1 pseudogene is annotated in these 245 nt (G+C 40.0%); it reads left to right on the top strand.

The features are described 5' to 3' along the window. A pseudogene (locus SB765_RS32740) lies at window positions 1-245 on the top strand (phosphomannomutase); the annotation flags it as partial.

Below are 245 nucleotides of genomic sequence, written 5' to 3'. Positions count from 1 at the left end.
AATAAAAAAATTGGTGTTTATCAGCACTCAAGTGCTGGGAGAGAACTTTATCCATTATTATTCAGGGCATTAGGTGCAGAGGTTGTTTGCCTTGGTTACAGCGATAATTTTATACCAATAGATACTGAGGCTGTAGGCGAATCTGATAGAAAGCAAGCGAAAGTTTGGTCTACAGAATATAAGCTGGATGCTATATTTTCTACAGACGGTGACGGGGATCGTCCTTTACTTGCCGATGAAAATGG

Source organism: Pseudomonas sp. SIMBA_067, assembly GCF_046534675.1.
In the GTDB taxonomy this organism is placed as follows: Bacteria; Pseudomonadota; Gammaproteobacteria; order Pseudomonadales; family Pseudomonadaceae; genus Aquipseudomonas; species Aquipseudomonas putida.
Note: the sequence above shows the minus strand (reverse complement) of the source record. Positions and strands in the feature narration are given on the sequence as shown.